21 protein-coding genes are annotated in these 22,731 nt (G+C 70.7%); 14 read left to right on the forward strand and 7 right to left on the reverse strand.

Features of this window, described 5'->3' with window-relative positions; all coding sequences use genetic code 11:
• Positions 1–7 precede the first annotated feature (7 nt).
• Both ACFYO8_RS00875 and ACFYO8_RS00880 read left to right on the forward strand, forming a co-directional pair.
• Positions 8–1,036, forward strand: a complete 1,029-nt coding sequence (locus ACFYO8_RS00875; RefSeq protein ID WP_354864278.1) for an LLM class flavin-dependent oxidoreductase — start codon at positions 8–10, stop codon at positions 1,034–1,036.
• Between the two features lie 45 nt (positions 1,037–1,081).
• Positions 1,082–1,900 (forward strand): hypothetical protein, encoded by an 819-nt coding sequence (locus tag ACFYO8_RS00880; RefSeq protein WP_354864276.1) that lies wholly within the window; start codon positions 1,082–1,084, stop codon positions 1,898–1,900.
• Between the two features lie 160 nt (positions 1,901–2,060).
• On the opposite strand, the gene ACFYO8_RS00885 is transcribed toward ACFYO8_RS00880, so the two are convergent.
• The 3 genes from ACFYO8_RS00885 to ACFYO8_RS00895 are packed head-to-tail and all read right to left on the reverse strand — an operon-like array spanning position 2,061 to position 5,348.
• Positions 2,061–3,356, reverse strand: a complete 1,296-nt coding sequence (locus ACFYO8_RS00885; protein ID WP_354864274.1) for a nucleotide disphospho-sugar-binding domain-containing protein — start codon at positions 3,354–3,356, stop codon at positions 2,061–2,063.
• A 55-nt stretch (positions 3,357–3,411) separates the two neighbouring features.
• Positions 3,412–4,470 (reverse strand): 4-hydroxy-2-oxovalerate aldolase, encoded by a 1,059-nt coding sequence (gene dmpG / locus ACFYO8_RS00890; protein ID WP_354864272.1) that lies wholly within the window; start codon positions 4,468–4,470, stop codon positions 3,412–3,414.
• A 2-nt stretch (positions 4,471–4,472) separates the two neighbouring features.
• Complete coding sequence (locus ACFYO8_RS00895; protein WP_354864270.1) at positions 4,473–5,348, reverse strand: acetaldehyde dehydrogenase (acetylating); 876 nt, start codon at positions 5,346–5,348, stop codon at positions 4,473–4,475.
• A 287-nt stretch (positions 5,349–5,635) separates the two neighbouring features.
• On the opposite strand from ACFYO8_RS00895, the gene ACFYO8_RS00900 reads away from it, so the two are divergent.
• Together ACFYO8_RS00900 and ACFYO8_RS00905 are read left to right on the forward strand one after the other, a co-directional pair.
• A complete protein-coding gene (locus ACFYO8_RS00900) occupies positions 5,636–7,249 on the forward strand; it encodes an alpha/beta hydrolase (RefSeq protein ID WP_354864268.1) in 1,614 nt (537 codons plus the stop codon).
• Positions 7,250–7,548: 299 nt separating this feature from the next.
• Positions 7,549–8,658, forward strand: a complete 1,110-nt coding sequence (locus ACFYO8_RS00905; protein ID WP_355047226.1) for a Glu/Leu/Phe/Val dehydrogenase — start codon at positions 7,549–7,551, stop codon at positions 8,656–8,658.
• Positions 8,659–8,712: 54 nt separating this feature from the next.
• Here the strand turns inward: ACFYO8_RS00905 and ACFYO8_RS00910 are convergent, their stop codons facing one another.
• Entirely contained in the window at positions 8,713–9,573 is an 861-nt protein-coding gene (locus tag ACFYO8_RS00910; RefSeq protein ID WP_387256615.1) for an SDR family NAD(P)-dependent oxidoreductase, read from the reverse strand.
• A gap of 518 nt (positions 9,574–10,091) precedes the next feature.
• Here ACFYO8_RS00910 and ACFYO8_RS00915 point away from each other — a divergent pair.
• A complete protein-coding gene (locus ACFYO8_RS00915; RefSeq protein WP_355047583.1) occupies positions 10,092–11,423 on the forward strand; it encodes a condensation domain-containing protein in 1,332 nt (443 codons plus the stop codon).
• 43 nt (positions 11,424–11,466) lie between these two features.
• Here the strand turns inward: ACFYO8_RS00915 and ACFYO8_RS00920 are convergent, their stop codons facing one another.
• A complete protein-coding gene (locus ACFYO8_RS00920; RefSeq protein WP_387256616.1) occupies positions 11,467–11,964 on the reverse strand; it encodes a winged helix-turn-helix transcriptional regulator in 498 nt (165 codons plus the stop codon).
• 75 nt (positions 11,965–12,039) lie between these two features.
• Here ACFYO8_RS00920 and ACFYO8_RS00925 point away from each other — a divergent pair, with 75 nt between their 5' ends.
• The 3 genes from ACFYO8_RS00925 (at position 12,040) to rfbB (ending at position 14,717) form a co-directional block, all read left to right on the forward strand.
• Positions 12,040–12,852, forward strand: coding sequence for an MBL fold metallo-hydrolase (locus ACFYO8_RS00925; protein WP_354864258.1), 813 nt, complete (start codon positions 12,040–12,042; stop codon positions 12,850–12,852).
• A 189-nt stretch (positions 12,853–13,041) separates the two neighbouring features.
• Positions 13,042–13,599: a dihydrofolate reductase family protein gene (locus tag ACFYO8_RS00930; RefSeq protein WP_354864256.1), complete on the forward strand. Its 558-nt coding sequence runs from the start codon at positions 13,042–13,044 to the stop codon at positions 13,597–13,599.
• 119 nt (positions 13,600–13,718) lie between these two features.
• On the forward strand, positions 13,719–14,717 hold the full coding sequence (gene rfbB / locus ACFYO8_RS00935; RefSeq protein WP_354864492.1) for a dTDP-glucose 4,6-dehydratase: 999 nt from the start codon (positions 13,719–13,721) through the stop codon (positions 14,715–14,717).
• A gap of 96 nt (positions 14,718–14,813) precedes the next feature.
• On the opposite strand, the gene ACFYO8_RS00940 is transcribed toward rfbB, so the two are convergent.
• Complete coding sequence (locus ACFYO8_RS00940) at positions 14,814–14,957, reverse strand: hypothetical protein (RefSeq protein ID WP_354864254.1); 144 nt, start codon at positions 14,955–14,957, stop codon at positions 14,814–14,816.
• Between the two features lie 130 nt (positions 14,958–15,087).
• Here ACFYO8_RS00940 and ACFYO8_RS00945 point away from each other — a divergent pair, with 130 nt between their 5' ends.
• On the forward strand, positions 15,088–16,722 hold the full coding sequence (locus ACFYO8_RS00945) for an Ig-like domain-containing protein (protein WP_355047581.1): 1,635 nt from the start codon (positions 15,088–15,090) through the stop codon (positions 16,720–16,722).
• Positions 16,723–16,912: 190 nt separating this feature from the next.
• Here the strand turns inward: ACFYO8_RS00945 and ACFYO8_RS00950 are convergent, their stop codons facing one another.
• Positions 16,913–18,343 (reverse strand): RICIN domain-containing protein, encoded by a 1,431-nt coding sequence (locus ACFYO8_RS00950; RefSeq protein WP_355047580.1) that lies wholly within the window; start codon positions 18,341–18,343, stop codon positions 16,913–16,915.
• Positions 18,344–18,917: 574 nt separating this feature from the next.
• Here ACFYO8_RS00950 and ACFYO8_RS00955 point away from each other — a divergent pair.
• The 5 genes from ACFYO8_RS00955 to manD all read left to right on the forward strand — a co-directional run bounded on the left by ACFYO8_RS00955 (position 18,918) and on the right by manD (position 22,726).
• Positions 18,918–19,931, forward strand: a complete 1,014-nt coding sequence (locus ACFYO8_RS00955) for a sigma-70 family RNA polymerase sigma factor (RefSeq protein ID WP_355047584.1) — start codon at positions 18,918–18,920, stop codon at positions 19,929–19,931.
• A 38-nt stretch (positions 19,932–19,969) separates the two neighbouring features.
• Positions 19,970–20,821, forward strand: a complete 852-nt coding sequence (locus ACFYO8_RS00960) for a nuclear transport factor 2 family protein (protein WP_354864246.1) — start codon at positions 19,970–19,972, stop codon at positions 20,819–20,821.
• 140 nt (positions 20,822–20,961) lie between these two features.
• Positions 20,962–21,183: a hypothetical protein gene (locus ACFYO8_RS00965; protein ID WP_354864244.1), complete on the forward strand. Its 222-nt coding sequence runs from the start codon at positions 20,962–20,964 to the stop codon at positions 21,181–21,183.
• A 77-nt stretch (positions 21,184–21,260) separates the two neighbouring features.
• Positions 21,261–21,431: a hypothetical protein gene (locus ACFYO8_RS00970; RefSeq protein WP_184686617.1), complete on the forward strand. Its 171-nt coding sequence runs from the start codon at positions 21,261–21,263 to the stop codon at positions 21,429–21,431.
• Positions 21,432–21,517: 86 nt separating this feature from the next.
• Positions 21,518–22,726 carry a D-mannonate dehydratase ManD gene (gene manD / locus ACFYO8_RS00975; protein ID WP_354864242.1) on the forward strand — a complete coding sequence of 403 codons (1,209 nt, stop codon included), beginning with the start codon at positions 21,518–21,520 and terminating at the stop codon, positions 22,724–22,726.
• Positions 22,727–22,731 lie beyond the last annotated feature (5 nt).

Here is a 22,731-nt window from a genome sequence, read left to right on the forward strand (position 1 = left end):
AGGAACGATGGATCTGGCGGCCAGGGGTGTGACCATCTACTCGACATGTCGGTCGAGCATCGGCTACGGCCAGGACTCCCACCTGCGCAAGCTGCTGGAGACCGCTCGGTGGGCCGATGAGGCCGGCTACCGCGGGGCCCTGCTGTACAGCGACAACACCTCGATCGACGCCTGGATGTCGGCACAGGCCGCCATCGCGAACACGGCCGGCTTCGTGCCGCTCATCGCGGTACAGCCGCTGGACAAGAGCCCGTTCGCGCTGGCCCGGGCGATCTCGTCGCTGGCCCACCTGTACGGACGGCAGGTCGACCTCAACTACGTCAGCGGCGGCTTCAGCCGTGACCTCCGGGTCCAGGGTGACGCGCTGCCGCACGACGCCCGGTACGACCGGCTCGTCGAGTACGTGACGATCGTCAGAGCGCTGCTCGACGGCGGCCTGACCAGTCACGAGGGGCGGTACTACAACTTCCGGCGGGCGCGGCTCACGACCCCGGTGCCCGCAGATCTGCTACCCACGGCGTACGTGTCCGGCTCGTCGGCGGCCAGCCTGCAGGCGGGCGAGTCACTCGGCCTCAGCCAGCTCTCCTTCCCGTTGCTGCCCGCCGAGTTCGCCAGTCCGGACACCCGCAAGAACAGGTTCGGCGCAGGCATCAGCATCGGCATCATCGCCCGTGACGACTCGTCCGAGGCGTGGCGGATCGCGCACAAGCGGTTCCCGGCCGATCCGGACGGCGCGGAGCGGATGAAACTGCTCCTCTCGGCCGCAGTGTCGTCCTGGCAGCCGCAGCTCGCCTCCGTGCCGATCGCCGACGAGGGGGAGGGCGGGGCGTACTGGCTCGTTCCCTTCCGGTACCACCACACGTTCTGCCCGTACCTCGTCGGGAGCTATGACGAGGTGGCGCAGGCGGTGGCGACGTACCTGAAGGGCGGTGCCCGCACCTTCGTCTTCGACCTGCCGCAGGAACCCGACGACCTGTATCACACGCGGATCGCGGTGGAGCGCGCCGTCGCGGCCCTGGACGGCGAACCGTCCTGACGCGCGATCGGCCGTTTCGACAGCGCCTGACGAAAGGAAACACCGATGCGCCCCGTCGCCGGCACCGGCCAACTCTGCAGTCAGCTCAGCTCCGGCGACGGGGCGGAGGTGCTGGTCACCGACTTTCAGGCGCTCAACGGGACGCCCCGGCTCAGCCAGTTGCTCGGTAAAATGGCCACCGATCAGCGGATCTACCAGGTGGATCCGCGGGGCGCGCTGTCCGGGGGCCGGCTCTACGCCTCCCTGGCGGAACTGGCGGACGAGGCAGCCGCCCTCTTCCGCGCCGAATCCTCCGCGGCGGGCGACCAGCGGCTGTTCGTGGTGAGCCACTGCAGCGCCGCGGCCCTGTCCCTGCGGATCGCCGGCCACCTGAGCGCCGTCCGGGAGGTCACCGCCATCCTGGTGCAGCCGACCTGGCCGGGTACGGAGCACGTCGTTGAGGGGTTCTCCGAGTTCCAGGCGAAGCTGGGGGCCGGCGGTCAACCGTGTCCCGACCTGGACGGCGATCCCTGGTCCTGTGTCGCGGAGATGGAACAGCTCATGCGGGCGGAGATGACGGAGCTGGCGAAGCGGCACGGCCTCGACAGCGCCCCGCTGGCCTTCTCCGAGCTGCTGGTGTCGTACCGGACCTGGCTCGCCTTTCTGCTGGCCTGCCGCAACGACCGGCCCGCCGAGCCGCCCGCCGAGGCGGTCGAGGTCACGGTGCTGACCGACGACCCCCACTTCGTGCTCCCCGGTACCGGTCCGGGCCGGTACCGGATCACCCCGCCGCCCACCAGGGACCGGCCCGATGACGTGACACCGGAACTGGCCCGGCTGGTGCTCGACCAGATCGAGAGCTGGCCGGCTGCGGGCTCGCGCTGACCAGTGCGTCGGAAGGGCGATCGCCGGCGTGACCGCTGCCCGATTGACCCCGTTGCCGGTCACCCCACCTCGCGACCGGCCGGCCCCGAAACGTCAGAACGGCCGGCGGGGTGCATCCCCGCCGGCCGGCCTCCGAAAGTGGACGGACAGTCTCAGGCCGCTAACCGGCACGGTGGAGAGCCGTCAGCTTCTCCATCTCCGGCACCACGTCGTTGGGCGACGGGACGGCCGCGGCCTCGGCGCGCAGGCGCTCGGCGTTGCGGGCGTACGACGGATCGCCGAGCACCCGCCGCAGGTGGCCGTGCAGGACGTCGGCGCTGAGCCGGCCGGGATCGCTGGCGTAGACGCCGGCGCCCTGCTCCTCCAGGGCAGTGACGACAGCCAGTGGGCCCCAGAACTTGTCCCCGCCGAACTTGCCCGGCACGATCAGCTGCGGCACGCCGTAATGGGTGGCCGAGATGACCGTGCCGTACCCGCCGTGGTGCACGATCGCCGAGCAGGTCGGCAGCAACGCGGTCAGCGGCACGAAGGGAACTGAACGAACGTTGCCCGGCAGGGTCACCCGGGCGTCGTGCTGCTCCTTGCTGAGCGTCACGACGACCTCCGCGTCCAGGTCGGCGACCGCGTCCAGCATGTCGCTCGTCGAAGCGCCCGCGTTCAGCTCGCGGAACGACAGGCCGAGCGTAAGGCAGACACGCGGGCGCTCCGGCTCGGCGTACAGCCATTCCGGAACGATCGACGGGCCGTTGAACGGCACCGCCCGCACCGCCTGGTAGTCGATGCCCTCCGGCTGCCAGGTCCAGGGCGCCATCGCGTTCACCGACCACTGGCCGGTCACCAGGTCCTCGGTGAAGTCCAGGCCGTACCGGGCGAGGATCGGCTCCAGGGCGGCCCGCATGGGGTCGCGCGTCGGGTCCACAGCCCGCGCCGCGTTCCGCAGCTGCATCAGCGCGTCGGTGCAGATCACCAGGCGGGCGTGCGCGGCGCCGCAGGCCCGGGCGGCGACCGGGCCCGCGTAGGCCATCGTCATGCCGTCCCAGAGCACCAGGTCCGGCTTCCAGGCCCGGGCGACGCGCACTGCGGCGTCGATCACGGTGTCCGGGTTGAAGGTGGTGAAGTGCCAGTCGGCCAGGGCGGTGAGTTCGCCCAGCGGGTCGTCTGCGGCGTAGTCGGCCTGCACCGACTTGCGCCCGTTCTCGTATGGCCCGGCTTCCGCGTGCGGAACGGCGGGTTCCCCCTCGGCGGCCTTCTCGGACACCATCGCGGTCAGGTCGATCGGTTCGCCGAGGGGCACCGCGGTCAGGCCGCAGTGCGCGACATCCTGGGCGGTCAGCCCGACCGGGTCCGGCTGGGTGGCCATCCGGACCTCGTGCCCGGCCGTGCGCAGGGCCCAGGCGAGCGGCGTCAGCGCGTACAGGTGGGTCTTGCTCGGACAGTTCAGGACCAGGATGCGCACGGCAACTCCCAGGGGTCGAGGGAAGGCACGTCAGACGGCGCCCGGCGCGGCGGTTCTAGTGCGTCGAGTCCGGGACACCGGCCCTGCTTCTGCTCAGGGCCGCGGCGACGTCGACGATCAGGTCTTCCTGGCCGGCCACCGCCTGGCGTCTGCCCAGCTCGAAGAAGATGTCACGCGGGTCCAGGTTCTCGCGCCCCGCCGCGTCGAGCACCGGGTTCTTGAAGCCGGAGAACACGCCCGCGAGCCCGCTCACGATGCCCACCGAGTCGATGGTCGGCGGCTTGGGCATGAGTTCCCGCTCGGCCAGGTCCGCCGCGTCGAGAAGGCCGTACAGGTCGACGCCCGTGGAGAAGCCGCTCCGTTCGAGGACCGGTACCACCACCTCGAGCTGGGTGTTGCCGGCGCCCGCCCCGAATCCTCTGGCGCACGCGTCGATGATCGTGGCCCCGGCGCGCGCCGCGGCCACGGAGTTGGCCACGGCCATCCCGAGGTTGTTGTGCCCGTGGAAGATGATGGGCACGTCAACGGCCCCGGCTATGGCGGTGATCCGCTCGCTGACGTCCTCGGGCAGGTAGTACCCGGCGGAGTCCATGATCCCTACGGCTGACGCGCCGTAGTCCACGAGCCGGCGGCACTCCTCGGCGAGCCGTCCGGGTGCGGCCATGTGGCTCATCACCAGCACGCTCTGCGCCTCCACTCCGGCGTCCCGCAGGAAACCGAGGTATCGCTCCATGGTGTTGCCCTCGGTGCAGTGGGCACCGACCCGCACCACGTCGACGCCGTGGTTCACCGCTTCCTTGAGATCGTGTGTGGTGGCCCAACCGGGCAGCATGAACACGGCCATCTTGCTGTGCGAGAGCTGCTCCCGAACCACCGTGAGCATCTCGGCGTCGGTCAGCGCGGCCCGGCCCACCTGCAGCGACGACGCACCGAGGCCGTTGCCGTGACCCACCTCCACGACCGGGACGCGGGCCGCATCCGCCGCGGCGGCGTACCGCCGGAGCTGATCGCGACCGAGTTGGTGACGAATCGCGTGCTGGCCGTCGCGCAGTGTCGGGTCGTGGATGGTCACCGGCCGGATCGTCACGGCGTCCTCCTGCGTAGCCTGGTCCATGTTCAGCTCACTGTCCTCTTCTGGTCGACCGGACGGCCCGCTGCGTACTGCTCGGCGACGTAGATGGCGGCGGAGTTGATGATGTCGAGGTTCCCCGCGTGGCGCGGGATCAGATCTCCCGAGGCGCTCACCTCGATCGCGATGAACGCTCTGCCGTCGACGACGCTGCACGCGGCGATGTCGAAGCCCGCGGCGAAGGTCCGGACCTCCTCCGCCGCCGCGGTCACGTGCTTGCGGATCACGTCCAGATCGAAGTCGTCGCCGGTCATCGAGATCGCCACACGGAAGGTGGGAGGCGGCTCGGCGGGGCTGAGGTTCAGCAGGACCTTGACGTCGGGCACCCCGGTGAACGCACGGATGGCGGCCTGCGTCGTCCCGACGTACTCGTCGAGGTTCAACCGGCTGGCCCGGCCCACACTCTGGCTGGCCGCGGTCGTCACCACCTCGATGTAATCGGGCGAGTACCGCTGGGTGAGCGCGTGCAGGATCGGAATCGCCGTCTGGCCGCCGCAGCTGATCAAACTGACGTTGCGGTGCACCAGGGCGTCCGCCCCGTTCACCGTGGGCGCGATCATGTGGCCGATCCTGCTCGGTGTCAGATCGACGACCAACGCACCGAGGCCCTCCAGGTACTCCCAGTGCTCGGCGTGCGAGGCCGCATTGCTGGCGTCGAACACGACATCGAAACTCACCGGGGCGGACGCCAGTGACCTGACCCCGCCGCTGGCCGTCCGGTAGCCCAGTTCCGCCGCGGTGCGCAATCCGCGATTCTGACTGTCGCGCGCCACCACCAATTGGCAGTCCAGGAATCTGGAACGCTTGATCTTTGTCAAGAGATCGAGCCCAATGAGCCCCGCTCCGAGGATGGCAACGTTCAACCGGCTGCCCTTATTCATAGCCCGATTCCCCTCAGAATTGCCCCGAACCATGGCCGGCCCCGTCGTTGCGGCCGGCGCGATTGTGGCGCACGCTCTCGCTCAGCATGCCGTGAGCGGGACGACGAAACTTCTCCACGCGTGCGTCATCAGCCGGCCGGTAACGGCCGGCACCGGATTCCGAGGACCGTCGGGCGCGCACTGCGCACAATGGAACGTTGCCCCCGGTGCGCGATGTCGACAAGCATCACAAATGCTGACGCTGCCGCACTCACACCCAGGGAGGGCGCGTGAAGAGCACGATGATCCGCCGCCGGACGAGGCAACTGGTTGCCGCCGCCGTGGTCGGTGTTCTGATGACCGTCGCCGGAGCGTCCGCGACGGCGGCCGCCACGACCCGGATCGCATGGGGTGGCTGCGCGGACCCGAATCTGGCCGCCCTCGGCGCGCAGTGCGGATTCCTCACCGTTCCGCTCGACTACGCCCGTCCGCGCGGCGCCACCATCCGGCTCGCGGTGTCGAGGATCCTGCACACCACGCCGGATTCGCAGTACCAGGGCGTGATGCTGACCAACCCCGGCGGTCCCGGCGGGGCCGGGCTGGGCCTGGCGGCACTGGGCCAGGCGGTCCCGAACGGCGTCGGCGACGCCTACGACTGGATCGGCCTCGACCCGCGCGGCGTGGGCTCCAGCGTGCCGGCGATCTCGTGTCAGCCGGACTACTTCGCGGCACCGAGGCCGCCGTACGTGCCCGGTACGCCGGCCGTGGAGCGCGCCTGGCTCTCGCGCACGCGTGAATATGCCAGCGCCTGCGCCGCGAAGAACGGGCCGCTGCTGCGACACATGACGACGCTGGACTCCGCGCGCGACCTGGAGAGCCTGCGGATCGCACTGGGCGCACGGCAGATCAACTACCTCGGATACTCCTACGGCACCTACCTCGGCCAGGTCTACGCCACCGTCTACCCGACGCGCGTGCGACGGATGGTGCTGGACAGCACCGTGGACCCCCGCACCGTCTGGTACCGGAACAACCTGGACCAGTCCGTCGCCCTCGAGCGCAACATCACGATCTGGTTCGGTTGGCTCGCCCGGTACGACAGCGTCTACCACCTCGGCAGCACCGCGGCCGCGGTCGAGAAGCTCTACTACCGGAAGCTCCACGAACTCGACCGGCGGCCGGCCGGCGGCGTCGTCGGCGGCGCCGAGTGGAGTGACATCTTCGTGCACGCCGGATACAACCAGTTCTTCTGGACCCAGCTCGCCGACGTGTTCGCCGGTTGGGTGCACGACCCGGACGCCGACACGCTGATCGGCTGGTACCAGGCCGTCGACGGGCCGGGTGACGACAACGCCTACGCCGCCTACAACGCGGTGTCGTGCACCGACGCGCGATGGCCCCGGAGCTGGGCCACGTGGCAGCGCGACCTGAGGTCCACCTTCCGGACGGCGCGGTTCGTCACCTGGCTCAACGGGTGGTACAACGCGCCCTGCCTGTCCTGGCCCGTACCGGCGGGCAGGGCGGTGGACGTCGACGGGCGGCGCGTGGCGAGCGTCCTGCTCGTCAACGAGACGCTGGACGCGGCGACGCCGTTCGGGGGGAGCCTCGAGGTGCGCAGGCGGTTCCCGCACTCCAGCCTGCTCGCCGTACCGGGTGGCACCAGCCACGCCAGCGGCTTCTTCGTCGGGAACGAGTGCGTGAACGGCGTGGTCGCCACCTACCTGGCGACCGGCGCGTTGCCCGCACGCCAGCGGGGCAGCGGCCCGGATGCGACCTGCGCGCCGCTCCCGCAGCCGGTCCCCGACCCGGCGACCGCCGCGCCGGCGGCCGGAATCGACGCCGCGAAGTCCCCGGTGGGCCGCGCGTCGGTCCTCGGGATGCCCCCGGCGGGCCGGCCTCGCTGACACCCCCGGCCCGTCTTCGCCTCACCCGGCCACTGCGAATGCCGGTGGCCGGCTCTGGCGGCAGTAGCCCGTCCGACGTGCGGAGACGGCCGCGCCGCCGCCGTCAGGACCGGCACTCCGATCGCCGGTCACGTGCGTGACCGGACGGCAATTTCACCGTTGAGCACGCCGCAACGGCGCGGTGAGACTCGACATGACGGATGCCCATCTATTCGGGAGGTCACATCCATGCGCGAGTCATTCTGGTATTCGCCACCGGGCGCGGGCGCGACGGTTTCCACCGGGACGACGGTGAGGCCATGATGCAGGAGACCGCAGCGTGGCCGACCGACGATCTCGGGCCCGCGGCCGTGCACTTCTTCGAGTTGACGGCCGGCGCCACGGGCATCGTCGTGCTCGACAATCTTGTGCTCGGCCCGGCCATCGGCGGGGTGCGCATGACCCCGACGGTCACCGTGGGCGAGGTGGCCCGGCTCGCCCGCGCCATGACGATCAAGAACGCGGTGGCCGGTCTGCCACACGGCGGTGGAAAGTCCGGCATCCGGATCAACGGGCCGCTCGACCCCGCGGCGCGGCAGTCCGTGCTCCGCTCCTTCGCGCGCGCGATCCGTCACGTCGTCGACTACATCCCCGGGCCCGACGTGGGGACCGACGAGACGGCGATGGCGTGGATCCGCGACGAGATCGGTCGCGCGGTCGGGCTGCCCGGCGCGCTGGGCGGCATCCCGCTCAACGAGGTCGGCGCCACCGGCTACGGCGTGGCGAAGTGCGCGGAGGCGCTGCACGCCGCGAACCGGCTCGAGCTGGCGGGCGCCCGGGTGGCCGTCCAGGGCTTCGGTGCCGTCGGGCGGGTCGCCGCCCTCGAACTGGCCCGCCTCGGCGCTCGCGTCGTCGCGGTGTCCGACATCACCGGCGCCGTGTACGACCAGGACGGCCTGGACGTCGATGCGCTCGCGGCCTTCCAGCGCACCGGCCCGATCGCGGAGTACCACGACGTGAAACGCATGGAGCGCGACCAGTTGCTCACCGTCGAGTGCGACATCCTGATCCCCGCCGCCCAGGGCGACGCCGTGCACATGGGCAACGTCGATGACGTGCGGGCGCGGACGATCCTGCAGGGCGCGAACCTGCCGGTCACCCCGGAGGCGGAGGCTGTCCTCGCCCGGCGCGGTGTGCTCAGCGTGCCCGACGTGATCGTCAACGCGGGGGGCGTGATCTGCGCGGCCGCCGAGCACCGGGGCCGTACCCGGGCGGAGGCGTTCACCGAGATCGCGGATCGGATCACGGCCAACACGCTCGAACTCCTGGATCGGGTCGCGGCCCGCCCCGGTCTGTTGCCCGCCGACGCAGCCGTCGAGATGGCGCAGACACGGTTGGACGTCGCGCGCGCGTTCCAGCGGACGTTCTGATGTTCGAGCCGGTCCGGGCGACATCGGCCGCCCGGACCGGACCGCCACCGCTGCTCAGGTCCGCAGGTAGGAGGCGCCGTTCAGGTCGAGTACGGCGCCGCTGGCCCACTCGGCCTTCTCCGAGGCCAGATAGAACACGGCCGCGGCGATCTCGTCCGGCTCGCCGACCCGGCCGAACGGGCTCTGGGCCCTGATCGCGTCACCACCGGGTGCCTCGAGGTACTCCTTGGCCATGGGGGTCCGCACGAATCCGGGCGCCACGGTCGCGACCGAGATCCGGTACGGCGCGAGAGCGAGCGCGAGTGACTGGCCGAAGGAGTTCAGGCCGGCCTTGCTGGCCCCGTAGGCCGGCGCCTCGGGTTCGCCGCGGAACGCGCCCCGCGACGAGACGTTGACGATCCGCCCGCCGTGCTCCTTCAGGTGCTGGACCGCGCACCAGGTCACGTTGGCCGCGCCGATCAGGTTGGGCCCCAGGGTGGACTGCCAGTGCTGCTGCCAGACCTCGTAGCTCACCTCGGTGATGGGGTGCAGGGTGAAGACGCCGGCGTTGTTGACCAGGACGTCGAGGCCGCCCAGGCGTTCGGCGGCGGAGTCGACAGCAATCCGCACAGCGGCGCTGTCCATGAGGTCGGCCTGAACGGCGACATGCCCGGTGCCGTCCAGCTCGCCCAGGAGTTCGTCGGCGACGCCGGCCGCCTTGTCGAGGAGAGCCACCCGGTCACCCGCCGCCGCGAATCGCTTCGCGATGGCCCAACCCATGCCGCTCGCCGCCCCCGTGACGAGGACGGCGCGGCCCGCCCCCGGGCCCGCGTCCTGGTCGTGGGCTCGGCGGGGCGGCAGGCCGGATCGATCGCCTTCGTCCGCGACTGGGGGCGTCGCGGCGCCTTCCTCGGGCGTGCCGTGCGCTTCGCTCATGGTCGGGCCCCTTCCTGGTGGGTTCAGCGGTCTCCTGATCGTTGCCAGGCAGTGGGCCGACAGCACCCGCGAAAGTGCGGCGACGGATATCGCCGGTACCCGCTTCTGTGGGCACAGGGCGCCGGGGGCCGGCCGTACCGCCCTCGCCGGGACGATCCGCGGGCCGGCTCCGACGCGCCGACCAGTGCGACGGCGCCGACGGCGGTAGCCGTCGGCGCCGTCTCCCGGGCGAGGACGTCGACGGCGGTGTGTGGCCTCGGCGCCGTCACGCGGAGGTGACTGGCTGCGGGGCGCGGGGCCGCCCGGAGGGCGTAGGGAGCGGCCGCGGTGGACAGGGCCCACGATCCGGCATGCCGGATCGTGGGGCATCTCCGGCCGTGCTCGCACGGCGGACAGCGGCGGGCAACTACGAAGGTGCCCGGCGCCGGCGTCCTGACTAGCGTGGCCGGAGGAGTGCCGCAGAGAAATGCGTCGATCTATGACTCATGGGGGTTGCCATGGACCAATCGGAGATCCTCGTGGAACCCGCCACCCGCTATCCGCTGAGTTCCCGACAGCGGGACCCGGGCGGTCTGGCACGCGCACCGCAGCATGTCATCGCCCTGGCTCTCCGTATCAAGGGAGAACTGCGCGTCGATGCCCTCAGAGCCGCCCTCGACGAGGTCGTGGAACGGCAGGAGTCCCTGCGTACGCGGGTTCATTACGACGAGACGGACGGCAACCTCGGGTTCCAGGAGGTGCTGCCGCCGCTGCCGGTGCCGCTCACCGTCCGCGACATCGCGGTGGGCCCCGGCCGCTCGCGCGACGACGTGGCGGTCGATCTGCTCACCGAACTGAGCGAACAGACGATGTCGTTCTCGGTCAAGCCGTCGTTGCGGGCCTCCCTGCACCGGTTCGACGACCGCGACGCGGTGCTCACCATCCAGACCCACCACCTCTTCTGTGACGGCTGGTCGACCGACATACTCCGGCGCGAGATCGCGGCCTGCTACACGGCCCGGGTGACGGGGGTGCCGCACACGCTTCCGACGCCGGCCCCGTACCGGGAGTTCGCCCTTCAGGAACAGGAGTTCCTGCAGGGCGGGAAGGCGGCGGCCGCGCGCCGCTTCTGGTCGGACAAGCTGGCGGGAGCCGAAATGCTGACCCTGCCGGCCGACCGGCCGCACGGCCCCGACACGCTGCAGCCGCAGATGGCGATCGGAAACTTCACGATCGATCCGGGCAGATTCGCGAAGGTCTCGGCGAGTGCAGCCCAGAGTCGTTGCAGCGTCTGGCACGTTTTCCTGGCGGCGTACATGGTGCTCGCGGAGAGAGTGACCGGCCGGTCCGACATCACCCTGTTCACGTCGAGCAGCGGCCGGCCGAGCCCGGATTTCTACGACACCATCGGATTCTTCGTCAACCCGGTTCCCCTTCGTCTGGAGTTCGGCGGCTGCGAGACCTTCCTGGACCTCATGCTGCTCGCGCGCAAGGCCGGCGCCGAGGCCCGGCGGCACCCGTTCCCGTTCCCGACGATCGTCGAGATGACGCCCGGACTGATGAACGGTGCCGCGGATCCGCGGGCCCTCATGCCCATCCTCAACTACATCAACTCACCGGTGGCGCAGGACGACACCGGGTTCGCAGCCAGCGTCGAACCGGTGGTCATGCCGGAGGAACGGACGACGTCCTTCCTCCGTGGCGGGTTCGTCTGGACCTTCCTCGTGGCGCCCCCCGGCGAACTGCGGTGTTGCGTCGAGTACGAGCCCGGCGCGGTCGACGCGAGCACGATCGACCGCTGGGGCTCGGACTTCATCGACCTGATCCTGACGATCGCCGACCGGCCGGGTCAGGCCTGGCGGAAGCCGTAGCGGATGCGGCGCGGCCGCCTGGCCGTCGTGCGGCGCCCGGTGGCTACCCGGCGCCGGCGGCGGCCAGGTAGGCCGCGGTCAGGCGCTCGTGGATGCTCGGCGACCGCGGTGGGGCGCCGGTGCCGAGGTGCGAGTGGCGGAGTTCGTCCATGAACTCCTGCCAGAGCCCGGGGCCGCCCTGTTGGAGCAGTTCGGCGGGGACGCGCAGCGCGGAGTTCGTGGGCCGGTGCCGGAGCCCCCAGCTGCCGAGCCGCGCGAACACGGGTACGAGTTGGATGGCGGATTCGGTCAGGCTGTAGCGCGCCCGCTGGCCCGGTCGAGTGTCCTCCCGGGTGAGCAGTCCCGACTCGACGAGTCGCTTCAGCCGGTCGGCGAGGATGTTCGAGGCGATGCCCTCGACCGAGTTGGCCTGCAGCTCCCGAAAGTAGCGGCGGTCGCCGAAGACGATGTCGCGGAGGACGAGCAGGCTCCAGCGATCGCCGAACACCTCGACGGCGGCGTTGATCGGACACTCCGACCGCGGCTCGTGCGTGTCGCCCATAGTGCTTGCAAACTACCACCGCCGGTACTAGCGTCCCGACGAGCGATAGCAGAATCACAAACGAAGGGGGGCCCCGTGCTGAGGCAGGTCGCGGAGGGTGTGCTGATCCACGAGAGCGAGTTCCTCGAGTGCAACGCCGTCGTCGTGCAAGGCCGGTCCGGCGTGTTGCTCATCGACCCCGGTGTGACGGGTGACGAGATGGCCTGCCTTGCCAACGACCTGTCCGAGCTGGGTCAGAGCGTCGTGGCGGGTTTCTCGACGCACCCGCACTGGGATCATCTGCTGTGGCATGAGAGCCTCGGCGCGGCACCTCGTTACGGCACCGCGGGCTGCGCGGCCACCGTCGAGGCCAAGTTGTCGGACGCGGGCGCGAGGCAACGCGTCGAGGGAATGCTCCCGCCGGAGGTCGTCGGCAAGGTGCCGCTGGATCTCCTCGGCCACATCACCGGCCTCCCGGCTGGGACGAGCCGGATTCCCTGGGACGGTCCCGAGGTCCGGATCATCGAGCATCGGGCGCATGCGCCCGGCCACGCGTCGCTGCTGATCAAGGAGAGTCGGGTGCTGGTGGCCGGCGATGTGCTCTCCGACGTCCTGATTCCGATGCTCGACCTGAACGGCGCCGCGGAGCCGGTCGACGACTACCTGACCGCGCTGCGGCTGCTCGAGGAGGTGGCGGACGACGTCGATGTCGTTGTCCCGGGCCACGGGTCGATCGCCGAGGCCGATCAGGTCCGCGCGCGGATCGAGCGCGACCGGGCGTACGTGCTCGCTCTACCCGAGGGCGATGTCGCCGACGACCCGCGGGTCGGTTCATCGGCCAAGCCCGGCTGGGAGTGGGTGAGCGACATGCACGCCGGGCAGGCCCAGCGCCTCGCCCAGCGCGTGTAGCGACGTCGACGGCGTCGGTCGGACCGGTCGACGCCCTCGGGGAGGCCGGCGAAGCTCCGGCGTCCTGGGCGGCTGCCTGAGCGCTCCGGACGCCGGGGCTCCGCCGGCTGATCACGTTGCTGTCACTCGGACGGTGGCGGTAGCCGAAGAGGTGTCGGCGCGCGGGGTGCCGGCGCCCGAAGGAGACGCATGGCGAAGCTCATCTACTCGATGGTCACCTCGCTCGACGGCTACGTCGAGGCGGCTGAGGGCAGCCTCGGCACCGGAGCCGAGGATCCGGAGGTGCACACCTTCGTCAACGACCTCTTCCGCCCCGTCGGCACATATCTCTACGGCCGCCGGATCTACGAGACGATGGTCTACTGGGAGACCGCGCACACCAAGCCCGGCCAGCCGCCGCACAAACTCCAGTACGCCAGCGACTGGCAGGCGGCGGAGAAGATCGTGTACTCCACGACGCTGCAGTCGGTGTCCAGCGCGAAGACCAGGATCGAGCGAACCTTCGACCCGGACGCGGTGCGCAGGCTCAAGGCCGAGGCCGACCGGGACCTCACCATTGACGGCCCGAACCTCGCGGCCCAGGCGATCGCGGCCGGCCTGGTGGACGAGTACCACCTGTTCATCACCACGACTGTGGTCGGCGGTGGCAAGCGGTTCTTCCCCGAAGGTCTACGCCTCGACCTCGAACTGGTGGAGGAGCGTGCCTTCGCCACCGGCCTCATCTACGCGCGCTACCGGACCCGCTGAGCCACCCCGGAGCCGAGCGGGCCGCCCGCGTCCCCCGCTTCCTCTGGATTGCGGTGTCGTCGCCTTCGGTGAAACGGTCGAAAGCATGGCCGCCGATAGAGTGACGATTCATGGCGAGAATGCTGGTCACCGGCGGTGCGGGGTTCATCGGGTCGAACTTCGTCCACCACACCCTGCGGCACCACCCCGAGTACCGGGTCCGCGTCCTTGACGCCCTGACCTACGCGGGCAACCGCGCGAGCCTCGGCCCGGTCGAGGATCGGGTGGAGTTCGTGCACGGCGACATCTGCGACGCCGAGCTGGTGGACACCCTGGTCGCCGGCTCCGACGTGGTCGTCCACTTCGCCGCCGAGTCACACGTCGACAACTCGTTGCGCGATCCGGAGCCGTTCGTCCGGACCAACCTGATCGGCACGTTCACGTTGTTGGAGGCCGTACGCCGGCACGACGTCCGGTTCCACCACGTCTCCACCGACGAGGTGTTCGGCGACCTTCCGCTGGAGGGGCCCGCGAAGTTCACCGAGCAGACCGCGTACGACCCGTCGAGCCCTTACTCCGCCACCAAGGCGGGTTCAGACCTGCTGGTGCGCGCCTGGGTCCGGTCCTATGGCGTGGCGGCGACGCTCTCCAACTGCGCCAACAACTACGGGCCGTTCCAGCACGTGGAGAAGTTCATCCCCCGGCAGGTCACCAACGTGCTGGTCGGCGAGCGCCCGAAGCTGTACGGGACCGGCGTCAACATCCGTGAGTGGACGCACGTGGACGACCACAACGAGGCGGTCCACCTGATCCTGCGGCACGGCCGGCTCGGCGAGACCTACCTCATCGGCTCCGGCGACGAACGCAGCAACAGCGAGATCGTCGAGCTGATCCTCACCCTGATGGACCAGCCGGCCGACGCGTACGATCTGGTGCCCGACCGCCCGGGGCACGACCTGCGCTACGCCAACGACTCCACGAAGCTGCGCACCGAGCTGGGCTGGCGGCCGCGGTTCGGCTCGTTCCGCGACGGGCTCGCGGCCACCATCGACTGGTACCGCGCCAACGAATGGTGGTGGAAGCCGCGGAAGCAGACCGTCGAGGAGCGCTACCGCACCGCCGCTGAGACCGCGGGCTGAGGCCACGCTCGGGCGATCCACGCCACCCGTGCGGCGTTCAGCGTTACCGTCGAACTGATCGTGGAATTGGTCGCTGGTCGCACTCCCTCGTCCCGGTCAACCACGGGCCTCGAGTGCCGCGCCTGATGCGAGGTGGACTTCCTCAACGTGGTCTTTCCGGTCGAACTCGAAGTCGCCCGGCCAGGCCAGGAAGCTGGCGGCCTCGTCGTATTCGACGATTGCCGCACTCAGCGACTGCATGTGCCGCACCTTATCCGCCGGGCCCGCCAGCCGCACGCTGACAGGCGGCAGCGGGCGCCACGGTATTGACAGAACGTTGCCCGACGGCCGAGGCTGCATAAAGCGATGTGTATCGATAAATGTGGGGGGCATGATGCGACGCAGGATATTCGCGCTGGCGACAGCCGCCGCGGTCGTCGTCGGCGGGGCCATGACGATGGTGCTGCAGCCGGCGTACGCCGCGACGGCGTGCACAGTGGATTACAAGATCACCCGGGAGTGGTCCTCCGGCTTCTGGGCCGAGCTCACCCTCACCAACCTGGGCTCTCCCGTCACCGACTGGGGGCTGCGGTTCCGGCAGGCCAACGGTCAGACGATCACCATGGGCCTCGACCGGCTGCCGGACGGATACACGCTGGGCAGCGGCGAGTTGTACCCGATCACCATGCTCCGCCCACCGGCGGGGTCCACGCTGCCGACCGGCGCCTCCGTGACGGTGCGGTTCGGCGGCAACTACCAGGCTGCCGACCCCGTGCCGACCGACTGGATGTTGAGCGGCCAGCCGTGCAACGTGGACGGCTCCAGCCCGACCAGCTCGCCGCCGCCGCCGGCGTCCGGGAGCCCGCGGCCCAGCCCACTGCCGGGCGGCCCGGCGGTGACGCTCACCTCGCCCCTACCCAACGACTTCTTCGCCGCGCCGGGCGTCATCCCGATCCGTGCGGAGGCCATGGCGACGGCCGGCCGGCGGATCGAGCGGGTCGAGTTCCGGGAGCGCGGCACGCTGCTCGCCGTGGACACCACGGCGCCGTACGCCTTCGACTGGCGCGGCGTGCCGCCGAACAGCGGTACCCGCGTCACCGCCACCGCCTACGACAGCGCCGGCGCCCAGGCCACCGCCGAGGTCCGCGGCATCCGGGTGCTCCCGCCGCAGGCACCCGGCGCCGCACCCGCGCTGAAGGCATTCGGCAACCGCATCCTCACCGTCACCACCGACCCGAGGCCGTACCGGCCACGCGGAATCATCCGGTCGGCCGTGCCCGGCGAGTGCGCGTGGGGACCGATCCGCTGGGACGGCCCGGTCGACGACGCGTCCGTCGGCGCGCTGCGGGCCCGCGGCGTCAACGCGGTTCGGGTCGTGCTGAGCGATGCCTGCTACGTCTACACCGGCGGCCCTGCCGATCGGCAGAACCGCGTCGGCTACCTCGACGAGGCGGCCCTGTACGTCGACCGGCTCGTCCGGGCCGGCATCACACCCATCGTGTCGCTGCGCCAGAGCGACGCCCTCGCCGCCCGCTTGTTCTGGAGCGCGGCGGCGGAGGTGCTCGGCGACGACAACGCGGTGGTCTTCGACATCTCGCCCTACGAGTTCCCGGCGGCCGGCGGAACCGATCCCGCAACGGTCTGGACCTGCTGGCGCGACGGCGGTCCCGCGTGCCTGGGCACCAGCCTGCCGGCCTTCGGCGTGCAGGAGCAGATCCGCCTGCTTCGCCTCCGGGGCTCGTTCAACCTGGTCCTCGCCGCCGGGATCGACGGTGGCAACGACCTGCGCCGGTGGCTGGAGTACCGCCCGGCCGACCCGGACGGCCGCAGCGTGGCCGCCGCCTGGCGCGTCGACGACCGCTCGGCCTGCGCCACGCCGGCCTGCTGGCAGGCCACCCTGCTCCCGGTCGCCGCCCGGGTACCGCTGGTCGCCACCGATGTCAGCGCCGGCCCGGCGGCGCCGACGTTCGTGCCTCGGACGGTCGCCTGGCTCGACCAGCACGGCATCGGTCACCTGCGCCGGTGACGACCGGGGAGGGGTGAGCCACGCCGACAGCTGCGGCCCTCAGGGCCCGACGGCCACCGCGCCGCGCGGGCCGCCGAGCAGACGGGAGCTGGCAGGCCACGAGTTCAGGGGCAACCGCTGCCGACGGCAGCGGTTGCCCAGGGGGTCCGCTCGACCCGGCCCGTAGTTCCGGCTGCGGCCCGAGGGCCTGTCAGACGGTCGTACGCGACCACTGCTGGTTGGCGCCGGTGTTGCAGGCGTACTGCTTGAGGACCACACCGTCGGCGGTCGATGCGGCCGGTACGTCCACGCACTTGCCGCTGTGTCGTGCCCGCAGCTGGAAGTAGCTGCCGTTGGCGACCATCTGGAACTGTTGGTTGGTGCCACTGCCACAGGTGTACTGGATCAGCTCGGCGCCGTCGGCGGTGGACGCGCTCACCACGTCGAGGCACTTGCCGCTGTTGCGGCTGACGAGGCGCCAGTAGCCGCTGCCGGCGTCCTGGAACTGCCACTGCTGCCACGCGTTGCCGTTGTACGTGTACTGGCCGACGCGCGAGCCGTTCTCGGTGTTCGGCGCCTGGACATCCATGGCCTTGCCGCTGTGACGCACGACGACCCGGTAGAACGTGTCTGCCGGCGGCGGCGTCGTGGGGCCGCCGCCGATGGTGTCGCCCCAGGCATAGCGGACCTGGTCGGCGCCGGAAGTGTTACGGACGGTCAGATGGAGGTCGGTGCCGCCGCCGCTGAGCGAGTACATCGAGTACCAGTCGTAGCCGATGGTGCCGGGCTTGCCGCCGAGCGCGGGCCAGTAGGTGCCGCCCATCCGGCTGTCGCGCATGACCTGGGCCATGGCGCGGATGTAACGCACGAAGTTGTCGGTGCTGTTCGCGTCGGCGTAGTTGCGGCCGTCGTTCATGGGCGCGCCGAATTCGGTGGCGACGGCCCGGCCGGCGCAGGTGCCGAGGCGGGTCTGGATGTGGCTCCGGAAGGCGTCGTAGGTCATCGGGCTGTAGAAGAAGGCGTAGTAGTGGAACGAGAGCAACGTCGAAGCGAAACGGGTGTCGTTGCAGATGTCCCGCAGGTCCTGGCTGAACCCGGTGCCTCCGATCAGCACCCGGCTGGGCACCGCCGAGTAGTGGTAGCTGAGCCAGTTGGCCGCGACGTTGCGCCACTCCGTCGAGCTGTAACCGTGAGGCTCGTTCATCGGCTCGAAGTAGACGTTGGGGTTCGAGCCGTACGTGTTGGTCACCGTGGACCACATCGTGTTCCACGCGGCGAGGTTCGTGATCCTGCCGCCGGAGGCGGCGCCGTCCTCCCAGTAGGCGAGGATGACCTTGAATCCGCGGGCGGTGGCGGCGTCGATGGCGCCTCGGTAGGCGTCCCACCACGCCGTCCCTACCGTGTGGGTGTTGACGGGTAGCCGGACGGTGTTGATCCCCATGGAGGAGGCCATGTCGTCATAGAGGGCGTTGGCCTTGGCCCGTACCGTCGCGTTGCTGTCGGAGGGACTCAGACCCTGCACGACGAGGGGACCGGTGCTGAAGTTGTCACCCAGCACGGCCCAGTTCATGCCTCGGAACTGGTTCGTGGCGGCGGCGGCCGGCGACGACATGACGACGACGCCGCCAGCCATCGCCGTCATCGCGGCCACCAGCACGATCAGCAGCCGCTGTAACGACCGGGTGCTCCGGGATGGCCCCGCTGCGTGGCCGCGCGGCGACGTGATCCGCGTCAAGAAGTGGTCAATCACGTGATCCAGCCTCTCTGGGTTCGGACATCAGACCGATCGCCGAAGCCGCTGCTGCCTGCCGTGGTCCGGCAGCCATGAAGTCCTTCCGGGACGCCATCGCTGTTAGCGCTAACATCGCTGAACCACACGCAACTCAGGACTTCACGGTCGGGGCGTAGTTGACGTGCCGCCCGGGCGGCTCCGGCGCGTCTCGCCGAGTCAGACACATGTCTTCTGGTTGTTACATGCGTGTTGCAGACAAGTGTTGGCGATCACATCTGGAGTGTCAAGGAATCGACGTGCTTCGCTCCCTGTCCCGGCTCGGCCCACCGGCCAACCGGCTGGGGCGCGGGGACCAGGGGCCCGGAGGGCGACGGCCTCGACTACCTCACGTGCCGGGCCGGTGCCGTGCAGTAGATTGACGCTGGTGAGCCAGGCCGAGCCATTGGCGGAAACCGGTCCGTCGGGGGAGGACGCGACGGCGAGGATGCTGGCGGCGGCGCGCGCGGGCGACGGCGCGGCCTTCAGTCGTCTGGTCGAACCCCTGCGGGACGAGCTCCGTGCGCACTGCTACCGGATGCTCGGTTCCTTCCACGACGCGGAGGACGCGGTCCAGGACACCCTGGATCGGGCATGGCGGGCCGTCGACAGGTTCGAGGGCCACACGTCGATCCGCCCGTGGCTCTACCGGATCGCCACCAACCGCGCCCTGTCTCTCCTCGGCGCGCGCGGGCGGCGTGAACTGCCCACCGGTTTCACTGCCCAGGGCACGCCCCGGGCCGAGGTGAGCTGGCTCGAACCGTATCCGGACCGCCTTGCGGTCCGGTCCGTCGAATCGGATCCGGAGACTCACGCGATCGCGCGGGAGACCATGGAACTCGCGTTCGTCGCCGCGTTGCAGCACCTGCCGCCGCGGCAACGTGCCGTTCTGCTGCTGCGTGACGTTCTCGGTTACTCCGCCGAGGAGACCGCCGGGATGCTGGTCACCACCGTCGCCGCGGTCAACAGCGCGATGCAGCGGGCCCGCCGGATCGTCGCCGGGCTGACGCCGTCCGGCAGCCAGCGGCGGATCCTCGCCGAGCTGGGCGACGCGGGGCAGCGGGAGGTGGCCAGGCGGTACGCCGCGGCGTGGGAGTCCGGCGACGTCGAGACGATCGTGGCGATGCTGACGGAGGACGCGCGGTACTCGATGCCGCCGCTGACCGTCTGGTACGAGGGCCACGAACAGCTCCGCGGTTTCCTGGCCGAGGTGACGGCTGGGCGGAGGTGGCGGTTCCTGCCGACGAGGACCAACGGGCAACTCGCCTTCGGGACGTACCTGTGGAACGACGCTGCTGCCGCCTACCTGCCGGCAGGGCTGGACCTGCTCGTGCTGCGGGGGCGCCGGGTGGCCGAGGTCGTCTCGTTCCTCAACGCGCGCCTGCCTGACTTCGACCTACCGGACCGGCTGCCGGAAAGTTCGCGCGGAGGCGATGAGTTCGCGGTTCGGCGGGGGTTCTAGTCCTGACAGGTTCACCAGTCACGAAGGGCAGAGCCGACATGCCGAGCGACGAAGAACAGATCCGCGCCCTGGTCGAGCGCTGGGCCGCGGCGGTTCACGAGGGGAGCCTCGCGGGCGTCCTGGCCGACCATGCCGAGGACATGGTGATGTTCGACGTGCCGCCGCCGTACGAGGGCGTGCGCGGGTTGGACGCCTACCGGGAGATCTGGCCGCCGTTCTTCGGATGGCAGGCGCAGGGCGCGTCGTTCGAGGTCGAGTCGTTGGACGTCGAGGCCGGCGAGGACGTCGCCTTCGCGTACGCGCTCCTGCGTTGCGGCACGCCGGCCGACGTCGCCGCGGATCCGGAGAACCGCCTGCGGGTGACCTTCGGCCTGCGTAGGCGGGAGGGCCGGTGGGTCGTCACCCACGAACACCACTCCTTCCCGCTCGCCGGTACCGCCGCCGAGCCGACTCCGGACGCGGCCACCGCCGAGGCGGAGGTGCGCCGGCTCCACCGGCGCTGGTTCGAGGGCACCGCGGCCAAGGACCTCGATGCCCTGATGGATGCCGTCGCCGATGACGTGGTCTCGTACGAGCACGACCAGCCGCTGCGATACGTCGGCGTGAACGCGGTCCGCGAGGTCTGCGCGGCGGGCCTGGCGGCGTCGGGTGACGGATCAGTCGCCTGGGACGTGCCCGACCTGACGATCCTGGTCGACGGCGACCTCGCCGTCGCGTGGGGCCTCAACCGCGTCTCGGTCAGCCCGAGCGGTGGCCCGCCGATCGAGAGCTGGTCCCGGGGGACCCGGGTCTTCCAGCGACGCGGCGGGGCCTGGCTGATGACCCACCAGCACCTCTCCTACCCGTACGACCCCTCGACCGGGAAGGCGAGGACGGATCTGCGTCCGTAGCGGCGGGGGCGGGACATCGCACACCGAGCCGCCATCGACGTCCATCGCATATATCGACTTGCGTCAGCGCACGGTCAGATCCATGGAACCTACGGAGGCGCCTGCGGGGCTGTGGTCGGCGTCGTGATCCAATGAAGCGCATGATTCCCCAGCGGATCGCCGCCGGCCTCCTGTTGCTGATCGGGCTGCTGGCGATGGCGGCCACCCACACCTTCCCGTTCCTCGACGATCTCTCCGAACTGGCCGAGACAGCGGTCGCGATCGGGGGCGCGGCGTGCCTGTCGGCCGGAGTGTGGCTGTGGTTGCGCAAGCCGGCCGACCGGTCGTCCACGCCCGCGGCCGGCGACGCTGAGAGCCCGTGACGATGCGGGAGGCGGAGGCGGGAAAGGGCCGGACCGCTCGGCGGGCGGTCCGGGCGGTGGCGTCGGATACTGGGCCGATGACCAACCCCGACCTCGATCCCGAGCTGTATCCGCCGATCGACCCGCGTGAGGACGTGCCGGACGACCCCGGCGAACTCCTCCCGGACACGCCCGGCGAACTGCCCGAGGCGCCGGTCGAGCCGATGCCCGACGACGGGGAGCCCGGGGGCGTGCCCGAACCGGCCTGACCGGCCCGGCCCGCACCGGCCACCCCATCGATCGACGATGATGGATAATCCTGGGGGATGGGCGCGCCGACCGCAGGGGAGACCGGATGAGAATCGTCGACGCCCGGGTGATCGTGACCTGCCCCGGCCGGAACTTCGTGACCCTGAAGGTCGTCACCGACGCCGGCGTCACCGGCGTCGGCGACGCCACCCTCAACGGCCGGGAGCTGGCTGTCGCGTCCTACCTGCGCGACCACGTCGTGCCGCTGCTGATCGGGCGCGACCCGGCCCGGATCGAGGACACCTGGCAGTACCTCTACCAGGGGTCGTACTGGCGGCGCGGGCCGGTCACGATGAGCGCCGTCGCCGCCGTCGACACCGCGCTGTGGGACATCAAGGGCAAGGTCGCCGGCCTGCCGGTCTACCAGTTGCTCGGCGGCCGGTCCCGCGACGGCGTGACCGTGTACGGACATGCCAACGGCGAGACCGTCGACGAGGTGCTGACCGAGGTCGCCCGCTTCGTCGACCTCGGCTACCGCGCGGTGCGGGTGCAGTGCGGTGTGCCCGGCCTGCCCCGGACGTACGGCGTCAGCGCCGACAAGATGTTCTACGAGCCCGCCGACGCAGCGCTGCCGACCGAGACCGCCTGGTCGACGGAGGCCTACCTGGCCCACGTGCCGAGCGTGTTCGCCCGGGTCCGCGAGGAGTTCGGGCCGACCCTGCGGCTGCTGCACGACGTGCACCACCGGCTCACCCCGATCGAGGCGGCGCGGCTCGGCAGGAGCCTGGAGCCGTACGCGCTGACCTGGATGGAGGATCCCGTCCCGGCGGACCTGCCGGAGGGTTTCCGGCTCATCCGGCAGCACACCACCACGCCGATCGCCGTCGGCGAGGTCTTCAGCAGCATCTGGGACGCCGCCCAGCTCATCCGGGAACAGCTCATCGACTACGTCCGCACCACAGTGGTCCACGCCGGCGGGATCACCCACCTGCGGCGCATCTTCGACCTCGCCGCGCTGCACCACGTCCGCAGCGGCTCGCACGGAGCCACCGACCTCTCCCCGGTCTGCATGGCCGCCGCGCTGCACCTGGACCTCGCCATCCCCAACTTCGGCCTGCAGGAGTACATGCGGCACACCGAGGCGACCGACGAGGTGTTCCCGCACGGCTACCACTTCGACGGTGGCTACCTGCATCCGGCCGAGACCCCGGGGCTCGGGGTGGACATCGACGAACAGGCCGCGGCCCGCTACCCGTACGCACCGGCCTACCTGCCGGTGAACCGGCTGGCGGACGGCACGGTGCACCCCTGGTGAGCGCG

Origin of the sequence: Micromonospora sp. NPDC005257 (assembly GCF_042872445.1) — a bacterium.
GTDB lineage: Bacteria > Actinomycetota > Actinomycetes > Mycobacteriales > Micromonosporaceae > Micromonospora.